Source organism: Variovorax sp. J31P207, assembly GCF_030316965.1.
GTDB classification, from domain to species: Bacteria; Pseudomonadota; Gammaproteobacteria; order Burkholderiales; family Burkholderiaceae_C; genus Variovorax; species Variovorax ginsengisoli_B.
Genome location: NZ_JASZYN010000014.1, coordinates 1 through 18,160, shown reverse-complemented (window position 1 = coordinate 18,160; position 18,160 = coordinate 1). Strand labels below are relative to the sequence as shown.

19 protein-coding genes are annotated in these 18,160 nt (G+C 69.5%); 9 read left to right on the top strand and 10 right to left on the bottom strand.

From position 1 onward, the window contains the following. The first annotated feature begins 7 nt into the window (after positions 1-7). On the top strand, positions 8-742 hold the full coding sequence (locus QTI68_RS32360; RefSeq protein ID WP_286527564.1) for a glutathione S-transferase family protein: 735 nt from the start codon (positions 8-10) through the stop codon (positions 740-742). On the opposite strand, the gene QTI68_RS32355 is transcribed toward QTI68_RS32360, so the two are convergent. The 4 genes from QTI68_RS32355 to QTI68_RS32340 form a co-directional block, all read right to left on the bottom strand. Next, on the bottom strand, positions 724-1,428 hold the full coding sequence (locus QTI68_RS32355) for a glutathione S-transferase (protein WP_286527563.1): 705 nt from the start codon (positions 1,426-1,428) through the stop codon (positions 724-726). The genes QTI68_RS32360 and QTI68_RS32355 overlap by 19 nt on opposite strands. Further along, entirely contained in the window at positions 1,395-2,750 is a 1,356-nt protein-coding gene (locus QTI68_RS32350; protein ID WP_503011773.1) for an MATE family efflux transporter, read from the bottom strand. Before QTI68_RS32350 ends, QTI68_RS32355 begins: the two co-directional genes overlap by 34 nt. A 133-nt stretch (positions 2,751-2,883) precedes the next feature. Then, on the bottom strand, positions 2,884-3,459 hold the full coding sequence (locus QTI68_RS32345) for a DUF2239 family protein (RefSeq protein WP_286527560.1): 576 nt from the start codon (positions 3,457-3,459) through the stop codon (positions 2,884-2,886). Between the two features lie 66 nt (positions 3,460-3,525). After that, entirely contained in the window at positions 3,526-4,023 is a 498-nt protein-coding gene (locus tag QTI68_RS32340) for a hypothetical protein (RefSeq protein ID WP_286527556.1), read from the bottom strand. A 147-nt stretch (positions 4,024-4,170) separates the two neighbouring features. Here QTI68_RS32340 and QTI68_RS32335 point away from each other — a divergent pair, with 147 nt between their 5' ends. The 3 genes from QTI68_RS32335 to QTI68_RS32325 are packed head-to-tail and all read left to right on the top strand — an operon-like array spanning position 4,171 to position 7,895. Next, positions 4,171-6,543: a Tex family protein gene (locus QTI68_RS32335; RefSeq protein ID WP_286527553.1), complete on the top strand. Its 2,373-nt coding sequence runs from the start codon at positions 4,171-4,173 to the stop codon at positions 6,541-6,543. 41 nt (positions 6,544-6,584) lie between these two features. Continuing rightward, on the top strand, positions 6,585-7,658 hold the full coding sequence (locus QTI68_RS32330; RefSeq protein WP_286527551.1) for a patatin-like phospholipase domain-containing protein: 1,074 nt from the start codon (positions 6,585-6,587) through the stop codon (positions 7,656-7,658). A gap of 15 nt (positions 7,659-7,673) precedes the next feature. Next, entirely contained in the window at positions 7,674-7,895 is a 222-nt protein-coding gene (locus QTI68_RS32325; RefSeq protein WP_286527548.1) for a hypothetical protein, read from the top strand. Between the two features lie 2 nt (positions 7,896-7,897). On the opposite strand, the gene QTI68_RS32320 is transcribed toward QTI68_RS32325, so the two are convergent. Genes QTI68_RS32320 through QTI68_RS32305 form a run of 4 tightly spaced genes read right to left on the bottom strand, consistent with a single transcriptional unit; the run spans position 7,898 to position 11,145 of the window. Beyond that, complete coding sequence (locus tag QTI68_RS32320; protein WP_286527546.1) at positions 7,898-8,263, bottom strand: nitrile hydratase accessory protein; 366 nt, start codon at positions 8,261-8,263, stop codon at positions 7,898-7,900. Beyond that, positions 8,260-8,922, bottom strand: a complete 663-nt coding sequence (gene nthB, locus QTI68_RS32315) for a nitrile hydratase subunit beta (RefSeq protein ID WP_286527544.1) — start codon at positions 8,920-8,922, stop codon at positions 8,260-8,262. Before nthB ends, QTI68_RS32320 begins: the two co-directional genes overlap by 4 nt. Next, positions 8,919-9,554: a nitrile hydratase subunit alpha gene (gene nthA, locus QTI68_RS32310; RefSeq protein ID WP_286527542.1), complete on the bottom strand. Its 636-nt coding sequence runs from the start codon at positions 9,552-9,554 to the stop codon at positions 8,919-8,921. Before nthA ends, nthB begins: the two co-directional genes overlap by 4 nt. 19 nt (positions 9,555-9,573) lie before the next feature. Continuing rightward, positions 9,574-11,145: an AMP-binding protein gene (locus QTI68_RS32305; protein WP_286527540.1), complete on the bottom strand. Its 1,572-nt coding sequence runs from the start codon at positions 11,143-11,145 to the stop codon at positions 9,574-9,576. Positions 11,146-11,297: 152 nt separating this feature from the next. Between QTI68_RS32305 and QTI68_RS32300 the strand changes: the two genes are divergently transcribed. Continuing rightward, the gene (locus QTI68_RS32300; RefSeq protein ID WP_286527538.1) at positions 11,298-12,284 is read left to right on the top strand and encodes a tripartite tricarboxylate transporter substrate binding protein; all 987 of its coding nucleotides are present in this window, start codon (positions 11,298-11,300) and stop codon (positions 12,282-12,284) included. Here QTI68_RS32300 and bla read toward each other — a convergent pair. Further along, positions 12,256-13,137, bottom strand: coding sequence for a class A beta-lactamase (bla, locus tag QTI68_RS32295; protein ID WP_286527535.1), 882 nt, complete (start codon positions 13,135-13,137; stop codon positions 12,256-12,258). The genes QTI68_RS32300 and bla overlap by 29 nt on opposite strands. Positions 13,138-13,235: 98 nt before the next feature. Between bla and QTI68_RS32290 the strand changes: the two genes are divergently transcribed. Next, complete coding sequence (locus QTI68_RS32290) at positions 13,236-14,123, top strand: LysR family transcriptional regulator (protein ID WP_286527532.1); 888 nt, start codon at positions 13,236-13,238, stop codon at positions 14,121-14,123. A 3-nt stretch (positions 14,124-14,126) separates the two neighbouring features. Here the strand turns inward: QTI68_RS32290 and gbd are convergent, their stop codons facing one another. Continuing rightward, on the bottom strand, positions 14,127-15,263 hold the full coding sequence (gene gbd / locus QTI68_RS32285; RefSeq protein ID WP_286527528.1) for a 4-hydroxybutyrate dehydrogenase: 1,137 nt from the start codon (positions 15,261-15,263) through the stop codon (positions 14,127-14,129). Positions 15,264-15,378: 115 nt separating this feature from the next. On the opposite strand from gbd, the gene QTI68_RS32280 reads away from it, so the two are divergent. The 3 genes from QTI68_RS32280 (at position 15,379) to QTI68_RS32270 (ending at position 18,003) form a co-directional block, all read left to right on the top strand. Beyond that, complete coding sequence (locus tag QTI68_RS32280; protein ID WP_286527526.1) at positions 15,379-16,314, top strand: alpha/beta hydrolase; 936 nt, start codon at positions 15,379-15,381, stop codon at positions 16,312-16,314. A 5-nt stretch (positions 16,315-16,319) separates the two neighbouring features. Then, on the top strand, positions 16,320-17,189 hold the full coding sequence (locus tag QTI68_RS32275) for a YbgC/FadM family acyl-CoA thioesterase (RefSeq protein WP_286527524.1): 870 nt from the start codon (positions 16,320-16,322) through the stop codon (positions 17,187-17,189). Positions 17,190-17,271: 82 nt separating this feature from the next. Continuing rightward, positions 17,272-18,003 (top strand): alpha/beta fold hydrolase, encoded by a 732-nt coding sequence (locus QTI68_RS32270; protein ID WP_286527521.1) that lies wholly within the window; start codon positions 17,272-17,274, stop codon positions 18,001-18,003. The last annotated feature ends 157 nt before the right edge of the window (positions 18,004-18,160 follow it).

Sequence of the window (18,160 nt, the reverse complement as noted above, 5' to 3'; positions counted from 1 at the left end):
GCATCGAATGATCGTCCACACCTTCGGCCCCGCCTGGAACGCCATCGACCTGAGTCCCTTCGCCGTCAAGCTCCTGACCTGGCTGCGGATGGCGCGGCTGCCGTGCACCACGCAGGTCGCCAATGTGCGAAAGATGAGCAACAGCAAGCTGCCGGCCCTGACGCTGGACGACGGCAGGCTCGTCAACGATTCGCAGCAGATCATCGAGCTGCTGCGCCAGCTGCACGAGGACCCCCTGGACGAGCAGCGCTGGAGCCCTGCCGAGCAGGCGGTCGCCTGCGCCTGGCGGTCGCTGTTCGAGACCGACCTCTATTTCGCCGCCTACTACCAACGCTGGGTGCCCGAGCGGAACTTCGCGATCCTGAGGCCGGTCATGGCCGACTACATGGGCGCGCTGGGCGTGCCCGCCTTCGTGCGTCCCTTGGCGGTGAAGGCGGTGCGGCGCAATGTGCTGGCGCAACTCGAGGCGCAAGGCACCGGGCGGCGCCCGATCGAGCAGATCCATGCGATGGCGGACCGCGGCTATGCGGCGGCCAGCGACTTCCTGGCCGACAAGCCCTACTTCATGGGGGATCGGCCGTGCGCGCTCGACGCCACGGTTTTCGCCTTCCTTCACACCCTGGTGTTGCCGCCGTTCGAGTCCCCGCAAAAGGAGTTGGTCGCCAGCCGTACGAACCTGGTGCGCTACCACCAGCGGATGCTGCAACAGTACTGGCCGGAGCGCTACGCGGCGCCGGGCTGACCGGGCGGGAAACCGATGCCGGGCTGGCCGCTTCGCCACGGCGCGTGTTTCGCCATCACGCGCTCGAACACCGGCGCTTCGAGCCGAGCCCGCAGCCATCCGCGCAAGGCGGGCCAAGGCTGCTGGTCGAACCACGCCGCATCGACCTGCGCGAACTGCCGCACGAAGGGCGCGATCGCCACGTCGGCCAGCGCGGCGTGCTCGCCGTGCAGGCAGCGCGTGGCCTGCAGGCGAGCCTCCAGCCGGGCGAGGAAGAGGGCGCCTTGCGCCCGATGCGCTTCGGCATTTGCGCCCGGCTGACGTTCGGGGTACTTGTACCCGTCCAGGTCGCGCTTGAAATTTCCGTCGCAGTCGGCGATCAGTGCGAGCATGTCTTCCAGCGTGCCGCGCGAGGGTCGCAACCAGCCGTCGGGGTCGCTGCGTTCCAGCGCCCACAGCATGATGTCCAGGCTCTGGTCGATCACGCGGCCGTCAGTGTCGACCAACACCGGCACCGTGCCCTTCTGCGATGCGGCCAGCAACTCGGCCGGCTTGTCGCGCAGCACGACCTCGCGCAGTTCGCAGCGCTGGCCGCTGACCGCGATCGCCATCCGCGCCCGCATCGCATACGGGCAGCGCCGGAACGAGTACAGGACCGGCAGCGCGGCCGTGCTCAGATCAGCCTTCGGATCGCCTTCTTGCGCCATACGAACCGGTAGTAGCAGGCCTGCAGAGTGAGCATCGCGCTGAACGCCACCGGGTAGGCGACCCAGATGCCGTTGAGCCCGAAGCGCCGGCCCAGCCACCAGGCGACCGGCACCTCGATCAGCGCGATGCAGAAGACCGAGATCGCCGTCGGCACCAGCACCGAGCCGCTGGCGCGCATGATCCCCGACAGCGCCGAGCCCATGCCGAAGATGACGGTGCTCCACAGCATGATGTGGAGCAGCGTCTGGGCCACCTCGATCACCGGTTCGCTGGTGATGAAGAAACCCATCAGCGGCCGCGAGAACAGGTAGCCCAGCAGCACCAGCGAGCCGGTCAACACCAGGTTCATGAGGAGCGCGGTGCGGGTGATGGCGCCGAGGCGGTGCGCCTGGCCGGCGCCGATCGCCTGGGCGCCGAGGATCGACGCCGTGATGGCGATCGAGATCGCCGGGAACTGCACGTAGGCCACCACCTGGTTGACGGCGCCGTAGGCCGCCGTGGCGTTCGAGCCGTAGGCGTTGACGAAGGACAGCAGCGCGATCTCGGCCAGCGACACGACGATCATCTGCACGCCGGTCGGCACGCCCACCTTGAGCACCGCCTTCAGAAGCGCCGGCCGGACCCGGAGGTGCCGCATGAAATCGGCATCGGGTGCCAGCACGCTTTTCTTGCGCCGCAGGTGGAAGCCCAGCCAGGTCGTCGCCACCACGAAGGAGACGACGGTGGCGCAGGCGCCGCTGGCCACGCCGAGCTGCGGCAGCCCGAACCAGCCCTTGATCAGCGCTGGCGTGATCAACAGGCCGAGCGCGGTCGAGATCATCAGCGTGTAGAGCGGCGTGACGGTGTCGCCGACGCCGCGCAGCATCGCGGTCGACAGCAGGAACACGAACAGCCCCGGCATCGCGATCAGGATGATGCGGGCGTAGCGCGTGGCATCGGGGAGGATGTCGGCCGGCGTGCCGAGCAGCTTCAGCATCGGCTCGGTGAAGACGCCGCCGAAGAAGGCGACGCCGAGGCCGAACAGGATGCCCACCGTGAGCGTGGTCCCGGCCACGGCGCGCGCCTTGTCGGGCTCGCGGGCGCCCCAGGCCTGGCCGATCAGCACCGAGGCGCCGGCGCCCAGGCCGATGGTGAAGGCAATGAAGAAGAACATCACCGGAAAGAAGCCCGACACCGCCGCCAACGCGCCGACGCCGAGCATCTGGCCCAGGTAGATGTTGTTGATCGTGCCAGACAGCGACTGCAGGATGTTGCTGAGCAGCATCGGCGCGAGGAACAGCAGGAACACCTTCCACAACGGCTTGGAGGCCATCGCCGCCAGGCGCGGGTTGACGGGCGGCGCCTTGGGCAGCGGCGCCGGGTCGGCGAGCACGGCCGGGTCGGGGCTGCTCACTTGATAACCTCCATGCTTCGCATTGCGGTGCGAGCCCCCTTCGGAGCGGCCGGGCGGGTGCTCATGCTTCGCTCCAGGCCGAGGCGGAGAGTCGCAGAAGCTGCTCGACCACGTCCTCGGGCCAGGCGGCGATCAGATCGCCGAAGCGGGCCCGCTCGCCCGCGAACAGGGCGCGGGCGGCCTCTTCGAAACCGGGCAGGTCGCCGGCGATCGCGGTCATGAAGCGGTAGGCGGCTTCGCGTGCGGCCCGCTGCGCGTCGCGGTCGGCATGCACGTGACGGGCCTCGTCGACCAGCTTGCGCAGGGCCACCGAGGCGCCGCCGGGCTGGCGATTGAGCCAATCCCAGTGGCGCGGCAGCAAGGTGACTTCGCGCGCGACCACGCCCAGCTTGGGACGGCCGACGCCACGCGCCACCGGGTCGTCGCAGTGCCCGGGGGCCGGCGCTGTTTCAGCGCCTGCGCGCAGGTCGAGGTCGAGGCGCTCGCCGGTCAGGTCGTCGAAGACCAGGGGCGGCGCGCCGTCGGCAGCGGACTCGATCTCGCGCAGCCGCGCGATCACTTCGGGGCGCGGGCCGGAGGCGATGCGACGGAAGCCGGCGAACGCGGACAGGGTGGGTTCAGGGGGTAGGGAAGGCATGGGGCGCGAATAATACCCGGGCAAAAAACATTTGGCAATCTACCCGGACAAAATTGATCGGCGAATTCAGGAGGTGTGGCGCACCGCATGCCACCAGCGGCGCAAGCCAGACCTTGCGCGGCGGACCGCCCGCCACGGGGCGCTCAGGCGAACGCGTTCGAGGACGTCGTCTTTCCAGCCCTTCCAGCGCGGGTAGAAGCGGGCGAACCACGGCAATTGCATCAATGCCGGCTCGACCAGCTGGAACAGCCGGGCCAGGATCGCGGTCCCGACCAACTTGGCGACCAGCAAGAGCAGCAGCGCGCTCATCGCGTGGCCCTCGCCGAGCAGGAAGAGTCCGAAAAGCTTGACCGGAAGCAGCATCAGCGCCGGCAGAAAGAAGGCCAGCACAGCCCCCCACGGCGGCAGCGAGCGCACCGCCGCCTCGATGCGCGCCCAGACGCGCAGCTTGGCCAGCCGCCCCATGCCGCGGGCCATCGGCTCCCAGCCCCACTCCTCGAATAGCAGCACAGGGATGAGGAGGGCCGCCGCGACAGCGCGCAGGAGTTTGGCAAGGAGGCGCATGGCCGATGCATTGTGATCGCTGGGCGGTGCGGGTTACCAGGTTGGTGGTCACGGATCGTGGGGCTCGCTGATTCTTCCTATGGCAAACTTCCTGGCTTTATCCGGCTGGCCGCCAGGCGGCCCCGGCCCCAGGGACGCCCTTCAGACATGCAGAAAATCATTCGCCAGCTCGCGGCCGAGATCAAGGTCGGCGAGCACCAGGTGAAGGCCGCCGTCGATCTGCTCGACGGGGGTGCCACCGTGCCCTTCATCGCCCGCTACCGCAAGGAAGCCACCGACGGCCTCGACGACACCCAGTTGCGTGAGCTCGAGGCCCGCCTGTCCTATCTGCGAGAGCTGGAAGACCGTCGCGCAGCGGTGCTGAAGAGCATCGACGAGCAAGGCAAGCTGACGCCCGAGCTGCGCGCCGCGATCGACGCCGCGCCGACCAAGCAGGAGCTCGAAGACCTGTACCTGCCGTTCAAGCAGAAGCGCCGCACCAAAGGCCAGATCGCCCGCGAATTCGGCATCGAGCCGCTGGCCGACAAGCTGCTGGCCGATCCCACGCTGGATCCGGCGGTCGAGGCCAAGGCCTTCCTGCAGCCCGCGACGACACTGGACGATGGCAAGCCGGGGCCCGATTTCTCGACCGTCCCGGCGGTGCTCGACGGCGTGCGGGACATCCTCTCCGAGCGCTGGGCCGAGGACGCCCCGCTGGTGCAACGGCTGCGCGAATGGCTCTGGGCCGAAGGCCTGCTCAAGTCCAGCCTGATGGCGGGCAAGGACGAGAACAACGCCGACGTCGCCAAGTTCCGCGACTATTTCGACTACGACGAGCCGATCGGCCGCGTGCCCTCGCACCGCGCACTGGCGGTCTTCCGCGGCCGCGCGCTGGAGATCCTCGATGCCAAGCTGGTGTTGCCGGTCGAGCCCGAACCGGGCAAGCCCTCGATCGCCGAAGGCAAGATCGCCCTCCACCTGGGCTGGAGCCATGCCGGCCGTGCGGCCGACGACCTGATCCGCAAATGCGTGGCCTGGACCTGGAGAGTCAAGCTGGCGTTGTCGACCGAACGCGATTTGTTCACGCGGCTGCGCGAGGATGCCGAAAAGGTCGCCATCAAGGTCTTCGCCGACAACCTCCGCGACTTGTTGCTGGCGGCACCGGCCGGTCCGCGCGTCGTGATGGGCCTGGACCCGGGCATCCGCACCGGCGTCAAGGTGGCGGTGGTCGATTCGACCGGCAAGCTGGTCGAGACCGCGACCGTGTTCCCGCACGAGCCGCGCAAGGACTGGGAAGGCTCGCTGCACACGCTCGGCAAGCTGTGCGCCAAGCATGGCGTGAACCTGATCGCGATCGGCAACGGCACCGCCAGCCGCGAAACCGACAAGCTGGCCGCCGACCTGATCAAGCTGCTGGCCAAGATGACGGCGCAGGCCGGCGCGCCGGCCGTGAATGTCGAAAAGGTGGTGGTCAGCGAAGCCGGCGCCTCGGTCTATTCGGCCAGCGAATTCGCCTCGCAGGAAATGCCCGACGTCGACGTCAGCCTGCGCGGCGCCGCCAGCATCGCGCGGCGGCTGCAGGACCCGCTGGCCGAACTCGTCAAGATCGATCCGAAGTCGATCGGCGTCGGCCAGTACCAGCACGACGTCAACCAGAGCGAGCTCGCGCGCACCCTGCACGCGGTGGTCGAGGACTGCGTGAACTCGGTCGGCGTCGACCTCAACACCGCCAGCGTGCCGCTGCTGTCGCGGGTCTCGGGCCTGTCGGCCAGCGTCGCCAAGGCCGTGGTGCGCTGGCGCGAAGCCAACGGCGCCTTCGCCAGCCGCCAGCAACTGCTGGACGTCAGCGGCTTCGGCGCCAAGACCTTCGAGCAGAGCGCGGGCTTCCTGCGCATCCGCGGCGGCAGCAACCCGCTCGACATGACCGGCGTGCACCCCGAGACCTACCCGGTGGTCGAGCAGATGATCGAGAAGACCGGCAAGCCGGTGGCCGAGCTGATGGGCCGCGCCGACGTGCTCAAGACCCTCAAGCCCGAGCTGTTCGCCAACGAGAAGTTCGGCGTCATCACGGTCAAGGACATCCTCGGCGAGCTCGAGAAGCCGGGCCGCGACCCGCGCCCGGACTTCAAGGTGGCGCGCTTCAACGACGGTGTCGACGACATCAAGGACCTGGTCGAGGGCATGGTGCTCGAGGGCACGGTCAGCAACGTGGCGCAGTTCGGCGCCTTCGTCGACCTCGGCGTGCACCAGGACGGCCTGGTGCACGTGAGCCAGCTCTCGCACAAGTTCGTCAACGATGCGCGCGAGGTCGTGAAGACCGGCGACATCGTCAAGGTCAAGGTGATGGAGGTCGACGTGGCGCGCAAGCGCATCGGCCTGTCGATGAAGCTCGACGCCGCGCCGGCGCGCCGCGACGGCCCGCGCGACAACCGCTTCGAAGGGGCAGGGCGGGGCCAGCAAGGCCCGCGCCGCGACAACTCGCCGGCGCCTGCCGGACAGATGGCCTCGGCTTTCGCGAAGCTGCAAGGGCTGCGCAAGTAGCCGACGGCGGCGGGCGCACGATTCTTGCCAGTGGACATCGCATGAAGGCGCTTCGCATCTACGCCGGCCCGGCCGCCCGCGAGCACATCGCCGCCCATGGCCTGCGCCCGCAGGACGTGCGCACGGTGCCGGGCGCGGCCGGCGGTCCCAAGGGGCTGGTGCTCGGCCCGATCGACCGTTTCCTGTTCGGCGACTGGCTGCCGCGGAGCACGCAGGCCATCGACCTGGTCGGCGCCTCGATCGGCGCCTGGCGGTTGGCCAACGCCTGTCTGGCCGACACCAAGACCGCGTTCGAGCAGTTCGAGCAGGGCTACATCCACCAGCATTTCGAGCTGCCTCCGGGCCAGAAGCGCCTGAGCGCGAAGCAGGTCAGCAGCCAGTTCGGCGAGGGCCTGCGCAGCTTCTACGGCGGCCGCACGGCGGAGGTGCTGGGGCATGCGCGCTACCGGCTGCACGTGATCACCTCGCGCGGCCGGCACATCCTCGGGCGCGAGGGCCGGGCCCGCACGCCGGTGGGCTACCTCGGCGCCTTCCTCACCAACAGCGTGCACCGCAAGAGCCTCGGGGCCTGGCTGGAGCGCGTCGTGTTCTCGACGCCGGGCGCGGCGCTGCCTTTCGGCACGCGCGACTTCCGGACCCGGCAGGTGAACCTGGTCGAGGCCAACTTCGAGCTCGCGCTGCAGGCCTCGTGTTCGATCCCGTTCATGCTCGAGGCGGTGCACGACATTCCGGGCGCGCCCGCCGGGGCCTACTGGGACGGCGGCATCACCGACTACCACCTGCACCTCGACTACGGCAATGCCGAGGGCATCGTGCTGTACCCGCATTTCCAGCAGGCCGTGGTGCCGGGCTGGCTCGACAAAGGCCTCAAGTGGCGCCACAAGCCGACCGGTTTCCTCGACCGCATGGTGGTGCTGGCGCCGGATCCGGAATGGGTCCGGACTTTGCCCAACGGCAAGCTGCCCGACCGCAACGACTTCATCCGCTACGGCAACGACCTGCACGGGCGCATCAAGGCCTGGAGCACCGCGGCGCAAGCGTCGCGCCGGCTGGCGGACGAGTTCGCGCAGTGGCTGGACCAGGGCTGCGGCGTGCAGGACGTGCGACCCCTCTAGCCAGAAAGCCTCCCCATGAACCCGCTGCGAATCCTCGGCCTGGTCCTGATCTTCGCCGGCCTGCTGGCACTGGCGCTCGGCCATGTCAGCGTCACCCGGTCGACCCACCAGATCAAGATCGGGCCGGTCGAACTGGCGGTGAAGGAGAAGCAGGACATCGAGCTGCCGGTCTGGGCCGGTATCGGCGCGATCGTCGTCGGTGGGGTGCTGGTGGTGCTGGGCGGACGAAAACGCTGACGTCAGCCGAAATCGCGCTCTTGCAACGCGATGGCGTGCCCGTGCGGCGTGCGATCCGCCGCCCGGTCCCAGGCCTCCCGGTAGCGTTCGAGTTCCACGGCCGAACTCGCGCCTTTGTCCGCGACCAGCGATTCCAGTGCTGCGAGCCAATGGCGGTAGTAGGTGTCGCCGAGGTCGGCGTCGCCGTTCGCCCGGGCGGCACCGATCTGCCGTGCCAGCGCATCGGCCCATTCGGGCCAGGTGAAGAGGCCGCGCTGGTGGAGCGAGACGGCCAGGGCGAAGGCGTGCGCTTCCCAGGGCTCGCGGAACACCGGCTCGGTGCCGTCGTCGCTCGGCATGCCGGGCAGCAGCGGGATGGCTTCGTTCATGCGGCCGGCTCCAGGTAGCTTTCCCAGGCGTCGACCGAGACGCTGAGCCCGGGCTCGGCGCCTTCGCCCCACAAGGCCACGCCGTCGAAGACGACCGTGTAGAGCCATTGCGGCTGTTCGCCCAGTCCCTGCGCGTGCGCATCGGCGAACACGTGCATGCCGTGCAGGTGCTCGATGGTGCCGACCTTGCCCTGGACGTAGCCGGGCAGGCGGGTGTGGTGCTCGACCGCACCGCTGCGGGTGCGCACGCGCTCGCCGGGCGCGAAGCGCGCCGGCACGGTGACGGGGCGTTCGGTGGTCGTCCCCCGGGCCAGGGCGGCCGGCACGTCGGCGGCGCGCAGCACGCGCTTGACCGGCTGCGGTGCATGCAGCATCCGGCCCGCGGCCAGCTCGTCGGTCTGCAATTGCAGTCGCTCGGCCATCATCTTTTCGAGCGCCGCGAGCCAGATCTGGTAGTAGCTCAGCTGGGCGTAGTCGGGCAGGGTCTCGCGTGCGCTGCGGCTGGCATCGATGTTCCAGGAGCCGGTACCGCCCATCGCCAGGGTCAGGGCCAGCGCACGGGCTTCCCAGGGCGCATGGAAGGTTTCGCCTTCGGGTTCGGGGACGATCGCGCCGGGCAGATCGCGGCCGCCGAGGTCGGCATGAGAGAGGTAGCTCATGGCGCGGCCTCCGGCGTGCGGGCGAGGCCGGTGCCGATCATCGAATCCCGCGTCACGAGTTCGGCCAGGGCTTCTTCGCTCCAGCCCTCGGTGCCGTCCGGACGCTGCGGAATCACGAGATAGCGCACTTCGGCCGTGGAGTCCCAGACCCGGATCGCGGTCGATGCGGGCAGCCGCACGTCGAACTCGGCCAGCACGCCGCGCGGGTCCTTCACGGCCCGCGAGCGGTAGGGCGCGCTCTTGTACCAGGTCGGCGGCAGGCCCAGCACCGGCCAGGGGTAGCAGCTGCACAGGGTGCAGACGACCATGTGGTGCTGGCTGTCGGTGTTGGCGACCGCGACCATGTGCTCGCCCTGGCGGCCGCTGTAGCCGAGCGAGGCGATCGCCGCGGTGGCGTCCTGCAGCAGCCAGTCGCGGAAGGCCGGGTCGACCCAGGCCCGCGCCACCACGCGGGCACCGTTGCGCGGGCCGATCTTCGTCTGGTAGGTGTCGATCAGGACGTCGAGCGCGGCCGGGTCGATGTAGCCCTTCTGCGTGAGCACGGTTTCGAGGGCGCGCACCCGCAGGTCCATCTCGCCGAGCTCGCTGTGGTCGCCGGGATGCGCGTGGTCGTGGTCGTGGTCGTGTGCCATGCGCGCATGCTAGCGCGGCTCAGCGCTGGTACAAGTCCTTGTGCTGCCCGCGGATCAGGTGCTTCTGCAGCTTGCCGGTGCCGGTGCGCGGAAACTCCGACACGAAGACGATCGCCTTCGGGGCCTTGAAGCCGGCCAGCCGGCCGGCGCAGTGCGCCATCAGCGCCGCCGCGTCGAGTTCGGCCCCGGGCCGGCGCACCACCACGCCGGTGATCGCCTCGCCCCAGTGCGGATGGGGCAGGCCCACGGCCGCGGCCTCGGCCACGTCGGGGTGGTCCATCAGGCAGCGCTCGACCTCGATCGAGGCCACGTTCTCGCCGCCGGTCTTGATCACGTCCTTGTAGCGGTCCTCGAACCAGATCGCGCCGTCGTCGTCGATGTGGGCGACGTCGCCGCTGTGGAACCAGCCGTGGCGCAGGCAGTCCTGGCTTTCCTCGGGCATGTTCAGGTAGCCGTTCATGACCTGCGGACCGCGGTAGACCAGTTCGCCGGTCTGGCCACGCGGCAGCAGGCGGCCCTGCTCGTCCATCACGGCGACCCGCGTCATCGCGGTGGCGGTGCCCCAGGTGGCGGCCTTGCTCCATTGGTGTTCGGGCCGCTGGACGCAGGTCGCGGGCGTGAATTCGGTCTGGCCCGAGCCGAGCACCACGTCGGCGTTCGGGAACATGGCATGGATGGCCGTCAGGCGCTCGTGCGGCATGGGCGCCATCGCATACATCGCGCGGCGCATGGCCGGGAAGGTCCGGCCCTGGAGCGCGGGGTGGCCGAGCAAGAGGCCATACATCATCGGCAGCAGCACGACCAGGTGCACGCCTTCGGCCTCGAACAGCGTCGCCACCTGCTGCGGCTCGAAGCCCTGCGTCAGCACCAGCGTGCCGCCGATCACCATCAGCGGCAGCACCACGCTGTTGAGCATGGCGCAATGGAACAGCGGCAGGGCGACCAGCGAGGTGTAGCCCGGCCCGCCCTGCAGCGCCAGCGCACCGGTCAAGCCCGCCATCACGACCGCGAGGTGGCTGGTCAGCACGCCCTTCGGGTTGGAGGTGGTGCCGCTGGTGTAGAGCAGCTGCACGACGTCACGGTCGTGGACTTCGACCTCGAGCGGGGCGCTGCGGCCGCTGGCCAGCAGACGGTCGAATTCGGGGCCGGTGTGGAAGCGATGCGCGAGCTGGGGCAAGTCCTCGGCCAGCACGCCCCTGGCCATGTCGGCGAGCGGGGCCTCGACGATCAGCACGCGGGCGGCGGCATCGCGCAGGCACCAGGCGATCTCGGAGGGGCGCAGCCCGAGGTTGACCGGCGCGCACACCAGGCCGGCCCGTGCGCATGCGAAGTAGGTCAGCAGCAGTTCGGTGCAGTTGCGCGCCATCACGGCCACCACGTCCTGGTGCCGGAGCCCGAGACCGAGCAGCGCGTGCCCGAGCTGGTCGACCTGGCGATCGAAGTCGGCGTAGCTGAGACGCCGCGCGCCGTCGACGATCGCCACCTGATGCGGATGGAGGTCGGCGGCGCGGGTGACGGTGTCGGCGACGCAGACCCGCTCGATCAGGTTGCGGCCGAGTGCGCCCGAAGGGTCTGATTCATGCAGAGGCATTGCGGTCTCGCTGTGGTTGTGCCGCGACGATAGGGAGGCGGTGGCGCCTCGTCTTGTGCGTACTGGCTGCAGACATGCCGCGGCGGGCAAACCCTGAGCGTCGACCGGCGGGCCGCCTTCCAGAATGGGCCGAACATTCTGGAGAGTCCCTGATGCCCCATGTCCCCCTGTCTCGCCGCGCCTTCAATCTCTCCGCCGCTGCGGCCGCGGTCTCCGTCGCGGCACCTTCGCTGGCGCAATCGGCGTGGCCGAACAAGCCGATCCGCATCGTCGTGCCCTACACGCCCGGCGGCTTCACCGACCAGATGGCGCGCTTGATTCAGCCCGGGCTGCAGAGCCGCCTCGGGCAGACCGTCATCGTCGACAACAAGCCGGGGGCCAACAGCCTGATCGGCGTCGACGCAGTCGCCAAGGCGGCGCCCGACGGCAGTACCTTCGGCGTCGTCATCGCGGCCTATGCGGCCAACACCACGCTGTACCCCAAGCTGCCCTACGACCCGCGCAAGGACCTTGTCGGCGTGTCGCTGATGGGCGTCTCGCCGCTGCTCGCGGCGGTCAACAACGACGCGCCCTTCAAGACCGCGAAGGAGCTGATCGACTACGCGCGCGCGAATCCGGGCAAGGTGAGCTTCGGCTCGTCGGGCAACGGCTCGGCGGCGCACCTCACGAGCGAGTTGTGGAAGTCGCTCACCAAGACCTACATGATCCACATCCCGTACCGCGGCGCGGTGCCGGCACTGACCGACCTGATGGGCGGCCAGATCCAGCTGTTCTTCGATGCGCCTACGGGGCTCATCAACCAGGGCAAGGCCGGCAAGGTGCGGCTGATCGGGGTCGCCAGCGAGCGGCGGCTGCCCGTGCTGCCGGATGTGCCGACCTTCATCGAGCAGGGCTTCCCGGGATTCACCGGCAGCACCTGGGCCGGCATGCTGGCCCCCGCCGGCACGCCACGCGACATCGTCAAGCGCATGTCGGAGGAGGTGGCGCGGATCATCAAGAGCGACGAGACCAAGGCCAAGCTGGAGGCCATGGGCACCTTCCCGGCCGGCAGCACGCCCGAGGAGTTCGATGCCTTCATCGCGGCCGAGACGGCCAAGTGGGCGCAGGTCATCAAGACTGCGGGCGTGAAGCCCGATTGACCAGGGCGCCGACCGACGCGATGGCGGCATCGCGAACGTCCATCGGGGCTTCCGTGCCTGTCAGATAGGCCGTCACCAGGATCGGCGCGCGGCCCGGCGGCCGAAGGATCGCGATGTCGCAGGTGCTGCCGCGGCTGCCGGAGCCGGTCTTGTCGCCGACCGCCCAGTCCGCGGGCACGCCGGCGCGCAGGCGCTTGGCGCCGGTCTGGCAGCCGTCGAGCCAGGACTGAATCTGCGCGCGCGAGACGGGCAGGAGCGCGTCACCCAAGAGGATCTTCTGCATGGTGCCCAGCATGGCGGCCGGCGTTGTGGTGTCGCGCGGGTCGCCGGGCAGGGATTCATTGAGGCTGGGTTCGTTGCGGTCGAGCCGCGTCTGCGTGTCGCCGAGTCCGCGCAGATAGCGGGTCAGGCCGGCCGGCCCGCCTAAGCTCGCGAGCATCAGGTTCGCGGCCGGGTTGTCGCTCACCGTGACGGCCGCCTCGCACAATTCGGCCATGGTGAGGCCGGGCTCGCCGAGATGCTTCCCGGTCACCGGTGCGTGCGGAATCAGGTCGCGCTGGCCGATGACGATGCGCCGCTCCAGCCGCTCCTGTCCCTGATCGACACGGCTCAACACAGCCGCGGCGGCCAGGAACTTGAAGGTGCTGCACATCGGGAAGCGTTCGTCCGCGCGATGGCCGGCGCGCAGGCCGCTGCCGGTGTCGAGGATGCAGACGCCCAGCCGGCCGCCGCTGGTCTTCTCGATGTCGGCCAGTTGCCGTTGCAGTTCGGTCTTGCCGTCGGCCCGCGCCAGGGCCGGCGCGCTGGCCAGAGCGGCGAGCAGGGCGGCCGAAAAATGTCGGCGATCCATCATGAAAGTCTCCTTGAAAGCGGCGTACTGTGCGCGATCGAGGGCGGCTCGACAAACGATGGTATTTTCTGTCTCGCAAGAGAAAATCTATTGTCTAATTCATGGCCCGTACCCATCTGCCGCTCAATGCCCTGCGCGCCTTCGAATGCGCCGCCCGCCACCTGAGTTTCACGCTGGCGGCGGTCGAACTCAGTGTCACGCAGGCGGCGGTCAGCCAGCAGGTGCGCGGGCTCGAGGCCCGGCTGGGCGTCGCCCTGTTCCGGCGGCTGCCGCGCGGCCTCGCGCTCACCGACGAAGGACTGGCGCTGCTGCCGGTGCTGGTCGACGCCTTCGGCCGCATCGAATCGGTGATCCAGCAGTTCGACAACGGCCATTTCTTCGAGGTGCTGAGCGTGGGCGTGGTCGGCACCTTCGCGGTCGGCTGGCTGATGCCGCGGCTGCGGCTGTTCCGCGACAGCTGTCCCTTCATCGACTTGCGCCTGATGACCCACAACAACGTGGTCGACCTGGCGGCCGAGGGGCTGGACTTCGCGATCCGCTTCGGCGACGGCAACTGGCCCGGGCTGCAGGCCGAGGCCTTGATGGACGCGCCGCTGAGCGTGCTGTGCGCCCCGGCGGTGGCGGCCCGCGTGCGCCGTCCGCAGGACCTGGCGCACGAGACGCTGCTGCGCTCCTACCGGGCGGAAGACTGGCCGGGCTGGTTCGCCGCGGCGGGGCTGGACTGCCCCGCCATCCGGGGACCGGTGTTCGATTCGTCGCGGCTGATGGTCGAAGCCGCCGTGCAGGGCGCCGGGGTCGCGCTGGCGCCGTCCTCGATGTTCGAGCGCGAGTTGCAGGAGGGGCGGCTGGTGCGGCCGCTCGGCATTTCGGTCGCGACCGGCAGCTACTGGCTGACCCGGCTGCGGTCGCGGCCGGCGAGTCCGGCGATGGCGCTGTTTCGCGATTGGCTGCTCGCGCAGGCGGGTGCCGCGGCCTTGCCGGCGGGCTGAGGCCTACATCGACGCTTCGAGCATCTGGCGGTAGTCGTCGCGGGTGGCGAGCCGCGGATTGGTCTTGTGGCAGTGGTCCACCATCGCGCCGTCGATCACCTGCTCGAACTGCGCGGGTGTGACGCCGACTTCGGCCAGCCCCTTGGGCAGGCCGAGCCGCGCGCTCATGTCGCGGATCGCGTCGCCGAGGTCGCCGGCCGAGTCGAGGTGCATGGCCTGCGCCATGCGCTGCAGACGCTGCTCTTTCTGGACCGATTCGGCGCCGGCGTTGAAGTGGATCACGGCCGGCAGGAAGAGGGCGTTGAGGGTGCCGTGGTGCAGCCGCGGGTCGACGCCGCCCAGGCTGTGGCTCAGCGAATGCACGCAGCCCAGCCCCTTCTGGAAGGCCATCGCGCCCTGCATCGAGGCGCTCATGAGATTGAGCCGTGCCTCGCGGTCGCTGCCGTCGCGGGTGGCGCGTTCGATGTGGCCCCAGGCGCGCTCGAGCCCATCGAGTGCGATGCCGTCGGCCGGCGGGTTGAAAGCCGCCGACATGAAGGTCTCCATGCAGTGCGCGATCGCGTCCATGCCGGTGGCCGCGGTCAGCTTGGGCGGCAGGCCGAGCGTGAGTTCGGGGTCGCAGATCGCGGCCTTGGGCATCAGGAACCAGTTGTGGAAGCCGAGCTTGCGGTGGTCGTCGACGATCACGATGGCGCCGCGCGCCACCTCGCTGCCGGTGCCGCTGGTGGTGGGCACCGCGATCAGCGGCGCCACGCGCTCGGTGATCTTCGTCGAGCCGCCTTCGATGGTCGCGTAGGTCTTGAGCGGACCCTCGTGCGTGGCCGCGATCGCCACGCCCTTGGCGCAGTCGATGGCCGAGCCGCCACCGACCGCGATCAGGCCGTCGCAGCCCGCCTCGCGGTACTGGGCCGCGGCCAGCCGGACGGCGGCCTCGGTCGGGTTCGAAGGCGTCTGGTCGAACACCGCGACCGGCAGGTCGCCGAGCGCGTCGAGCGCCTTCTGCAGGATGCCGGCGGCGCGCACGCCGGCATCGGTCACGACCAAGGGCCGCGTGATGCCGATGCGCTCGCATTCGCTGCGCAGCAGCCGGATGGCGCCGAAGTCGAACTGGATCTGGGTCAGGTACTGGATGAGAGCCATGGGGATGACGCCGGTGCTGCCGACGGTACGATGCGAGTCTTCGAATCTAACAAGCACGGACGCCCTTGGACACGAAAAAAACCCTTGCGCTTGTCACCAGCGGTACAGCCCGGCCATGCCAGCGCTGACCGCCAAGATGGCCAGCGTGGTCGAGCGCATGGCCCGCGCCGGACGGCCGCCGCTGCATCTGCTGACGCCGGATGAAGCCAGGGCCGCCTACGAGAAAGGCGCCGGCGTGCTCGAAGTCCCGAAGCCGCAGCTCGCACGGGTGGAGGATTTCAGCATCCCGGCGCGCGACGGGCATGCGCTGCCGGTGCGGCTCTACGCACCTTCCGGCGAGCGGCTGCCGCTGCTGCTGTTCTTCCATGGCGGCGGCTTCACGGTGGGCAGCATCGCCACCCACGACACGCTGTGCCGGGTGCTGAGCCAGCGCAGCGGCTGCGCCGTCGTCTCGGTCGACTACCGGCTGGCCCCGGCGCACCGCTTCCCGACCGCGTCCAACGACGCCTGGGACGCGCTCGCGCACATCGCAGGCAACGCCGCGCAATGGGGCCTGGACGGCAGCCGCATCGCGGTCGGCGGCGACAGCGCCGGCGGCACGCTGGCGGCGGTCTGCGCGATCCTGGCGCGCGACGCCGGGCTGCCTGTCGCGCTGCAGCTGCTGTTCTATCCGGGCATGGCGGCCCACCAGGACACCGACTCGCACCGGCGCTATGCCGAGGGCCCGCTGCTCGGCGAGGCGCTGATCAACTGGTTCTTCAGCCTCTACGTGCACGCCAGCGCCGAGCGCGACGACTGGCGCTTCGCGCCGTTGAACGCGGACGACCTCGAAGGCGTCGCGCCGGCCTGGATCGGCCTCGCCGAGATCGATCCGGTGGTCGACGAAGGCATCGCCTACGCCGACAAGCTGCGCGCCGCCGGCGTCGCGGTCGACCTTGAAATCTATCGCGGCGTGATCCATGAATTCGTCAAGATGGGCCGCGCCATCCCCGAGGCCCTGCAAGCCCACGCCGATGCGGCGCTGGCCCTGAAACAAGCCCTGCAACCCTGACCGCCATGACCGAACTGCACCGCAAATCCGACTTCCGCTTCTTCCACCGCCTGCGCGTGCGCTGGGCCGAGGTGGACATGCAGAAGATCGTCTTCAACGCCCACTACCTGATGTACTTCGACACCGCGATCGCCGACTATTGGCGCGCGATGGCCCTGCCTTACGAAGAGGCGATGCGCGCCCTCGAGGGCGACCTGTACGTGCGCAAGGCGACGATCGAATTCAATGCCTCGGCGCGGGCCGACGACATGCTCGACGTCGGCATGAAATGCCTGCGCGTGGGCAATTCCTCGATCGTGTTCCACGGGGGCCTGTTCCGCGGCGAAGACCTGCTGGTGAGCTGCGAACTGGTCTACGTCTTCGCCGATCCGGCGACCCAGACCTCGAAGCCGGTGCCGCCGCTGCTGCGCGAGATCCTGGCCAGCTACGAGGCCGGCGAACCGATGCGCGAGGTGGCCACCGGCGACTGGGAACAGTGGGGCGACGCCGCCGGCAAGGTGCGGCGCGACGTCTTCATCGAGGAGCAGCGCATCCCCAAGGAACTCGAATGGGACGAGCACGATGCGGTAGCGCTGCATGCCGTGGCCCGCAACCGTCTGGGCCAGGTGATCGCCACCGGCCGGCTGGTGGCCGAGGCGCCCGGACTGGGCCGCATCGGCCGCATGGCGGTGCACCGCGGGCTGCGTGGCGGCGGCCACGGCGAGGCGGTGCTGCGCGCCCTCGAGGCCGCGGCCGCGGTGCGCGGCGACAGCGAGGTGATGCTGCATGCGCAGCGCAGCGCCGAGTCCTTCTACCGGCGCCTGGGCTATGTGCCGCATGGCAGGCCGTTCGAGGAAGCGGGCATCGCCCACGTCGAGATGCGCCGGAAGCTCTGAAGCTGCGCGCCGGGATTACCCGATGGCAGCCGCCGGGCGGCGCGCCCAAGATGTGCGCCTCTCATCTTCTGGAGACACATCGATGGCCAACTTCGTTCTGGTTCATGGCGCCTGGCACGGCGGCTGGTGTTACAGGGAAACCGCGGCGGCATTGCGGGCGGCCGGACACACGGTGTTCACGCCGACCCACACCGGTGTCGGCGAGCGCTTTCATCAGTCGGCCGAGAACGTCACGCTCGAAACCCATATCCGCGATGTCTGCGGCTGCATCGAATGGGAAGAACTGAGCGACGTGATCCTGGTCGGCCACTCGTACGGCGGGATGGTCATCACGGGTGTCGCCGACCGGATGAGCGACCGGATCCGTTCACTGGTCTACCTCGACGCCTTCGTTCCGGGGCACGGCGATTCGCTGATCGGCCTGCTCTCGAAGGCGCTGGTGCCGGAGGTGGCGGCGCAGTTCATCGGGGCCTTCCGCGGCACGGCGCTGCAGGACCACGGCGGGTTGATGCAGCCGATCCCGGCCGAGATGTTCAACATCGCCCAAGCCAACCGCGAACGGGTCGACCGCCTGTGCCGGCCACAGGCACTGGCCACGTTCGAGGTGCCGCTGCTGTTGACCGGCGCCGGCGACAAGATCGCGAACCGGCTCTACATCCTGGCCGACGGCTGGGACCCGAGCCCGTTCCGCTACTTCGCTGCCAACTGCGAGAAGGCCGCGGGATGGCGCGTGGTGAAGCTGCCGTGCAGCCATGACGTGATGGTGGATATGCCGAAGGAGCTTGCTGCGGAGTTGGTGAAGCTGGCTGCTTGATTTTTCGAGATGGCTGGGGCGGCGGTGGCGGGCGGCATGCCCCGGGCCGGCCGACGTCACCGGCCCTTCGGGCTTCCCTGCGCTGCTCGCGGTACGCGGGGTCCGCGCAAACTCGCTTCGCTCAAACACGCGCGGCCCTTTTTCCGCGCACCGCTGC

Bases quoted from the DNA above. Each gene is read 5' to 3' on its own strand.
- QTI68_RS32360 (WP_286527564.1), top strand. From the start codon at position 8: ATGATCGTCCACACCTTCGGCCCCGCCTGGAACGCCATCGACCTGAGT.
- QTI68_RS32355 (WP_286527563.1), bottom strand. From the start codon at position 1,428: ATGGCGCAAGAAGGCGATCCGAAGGCTGATCTGAGCACGGCCGCGCTG.
- QTI68_RS32345 (WP_286527560.1), bottom strand. From the start codon at position 3,459: ATGCCTTCCCTACCCCCTGAACCCACCCTGTCCGCGTTCGCCGGCTTC.
- QTI68_RS32340 (WP_286527556.1), bottom strand. From the start codon at position 4,023: ATGCGCCTCCTTGCCAAACTCCTGCGCGCTGTCGCGGCGGCCCTCCTC.
- QTI68_RS32335 (WP_286527553.1), top strand. From the start codon at position 4,171: ATGCAGAAAATCATTCGCCAGCTCGCGGCCGAGATCAAGGTCGGCGAG.
- QTI68_RS32330 (WP_286527551.1), top strand. From the start codon at position 6,585: ATGAAGGCGCTTCGCATCTACGCCGGCCCGGCCGCCCGCGAGCACATC.
- QTI68_RS32325 (WP_286527548.1), top strand. From the start codon at position 7,674: ATGAACCCGCTGCGAATCCTCGGCCTGGTCCTGATCTTCGCCGGCCTG.
- QTI68_RS32320 (WP_286527546.1), bottom strand. From the start codon at position 8,263: ATGAACGAAGCCATCCCGCTGCTGCCCGGCATGCCGAGCGACGACGGC.
- nthB (WP_286527544.1), bottom strand. From the start codon at position 8,922: ATGAGCTACCTCTCTCATGCCGACCTCGGCGGCCGCGATCTGCCCGGC.
- nthA (WP_286527542.1), bottom strand. From the start codon at position 9,554: ATGGCACACGACCACGACCACGACCACGCGCATCCCGGCGACCACAGC.
- QTI68_RS32305 (WP_286527540.1), bottom strand. From the start codon at position 11,145: ATGCCTCTGCATGAATCAGACCCTTCGGGCGCACTCGGCCGCAACCTG.
- QTI68_RS32300 (WP_286527538.1), top strand. From the start codon at position 11,298: ATGCCCCATGTCCCCCTGTCTCGCCGCGCCTTCAATCTCTCCGCCGCT.
- bla (WP_286527535.1), bottom strand. From the start codon at position 13,137: ATGATGGATCGCCGACATTTTTCGGCCGCCCTGCTCGCCGCTCTGGCC.
- QTI68_RS32290 (WP_286527532.1), top strand. From the start codon at position 13,236: ATGGCCCGTACCCATCTGCCGCTCAATGCCCTGCGCGCCTTCGAATGC.
- gbd (WP_286527528.1), bottom strand. From the start codon at position 15,263: ATGGCTCTCATCCAGTACCTGACCCAGATCCAGTTCGACTTCGGCGCC.
- QTI68_RS32280 (WP_286527526.1), top strand. From the start codon at position 15,379: ATGCCAGCGCTGACCGCCAAGATGGCCAGCGTGGTCGAGCGCATGGCC.
- QTI68_RS32275 (WP_286527524.1), top strand. From the start codon at position 16,320: ATGACCGAACTGCACCGCAAATCCGACTTCCGCTTCTTCCACCGCCTG.
- QTI68_RS32270 (WP_286527521.1), top strand. From the start codon at position 17,272: ATGGCCAACTTCGTTCTGGTTCATGGCGCCTGGCACGGCGGCTGGTGT.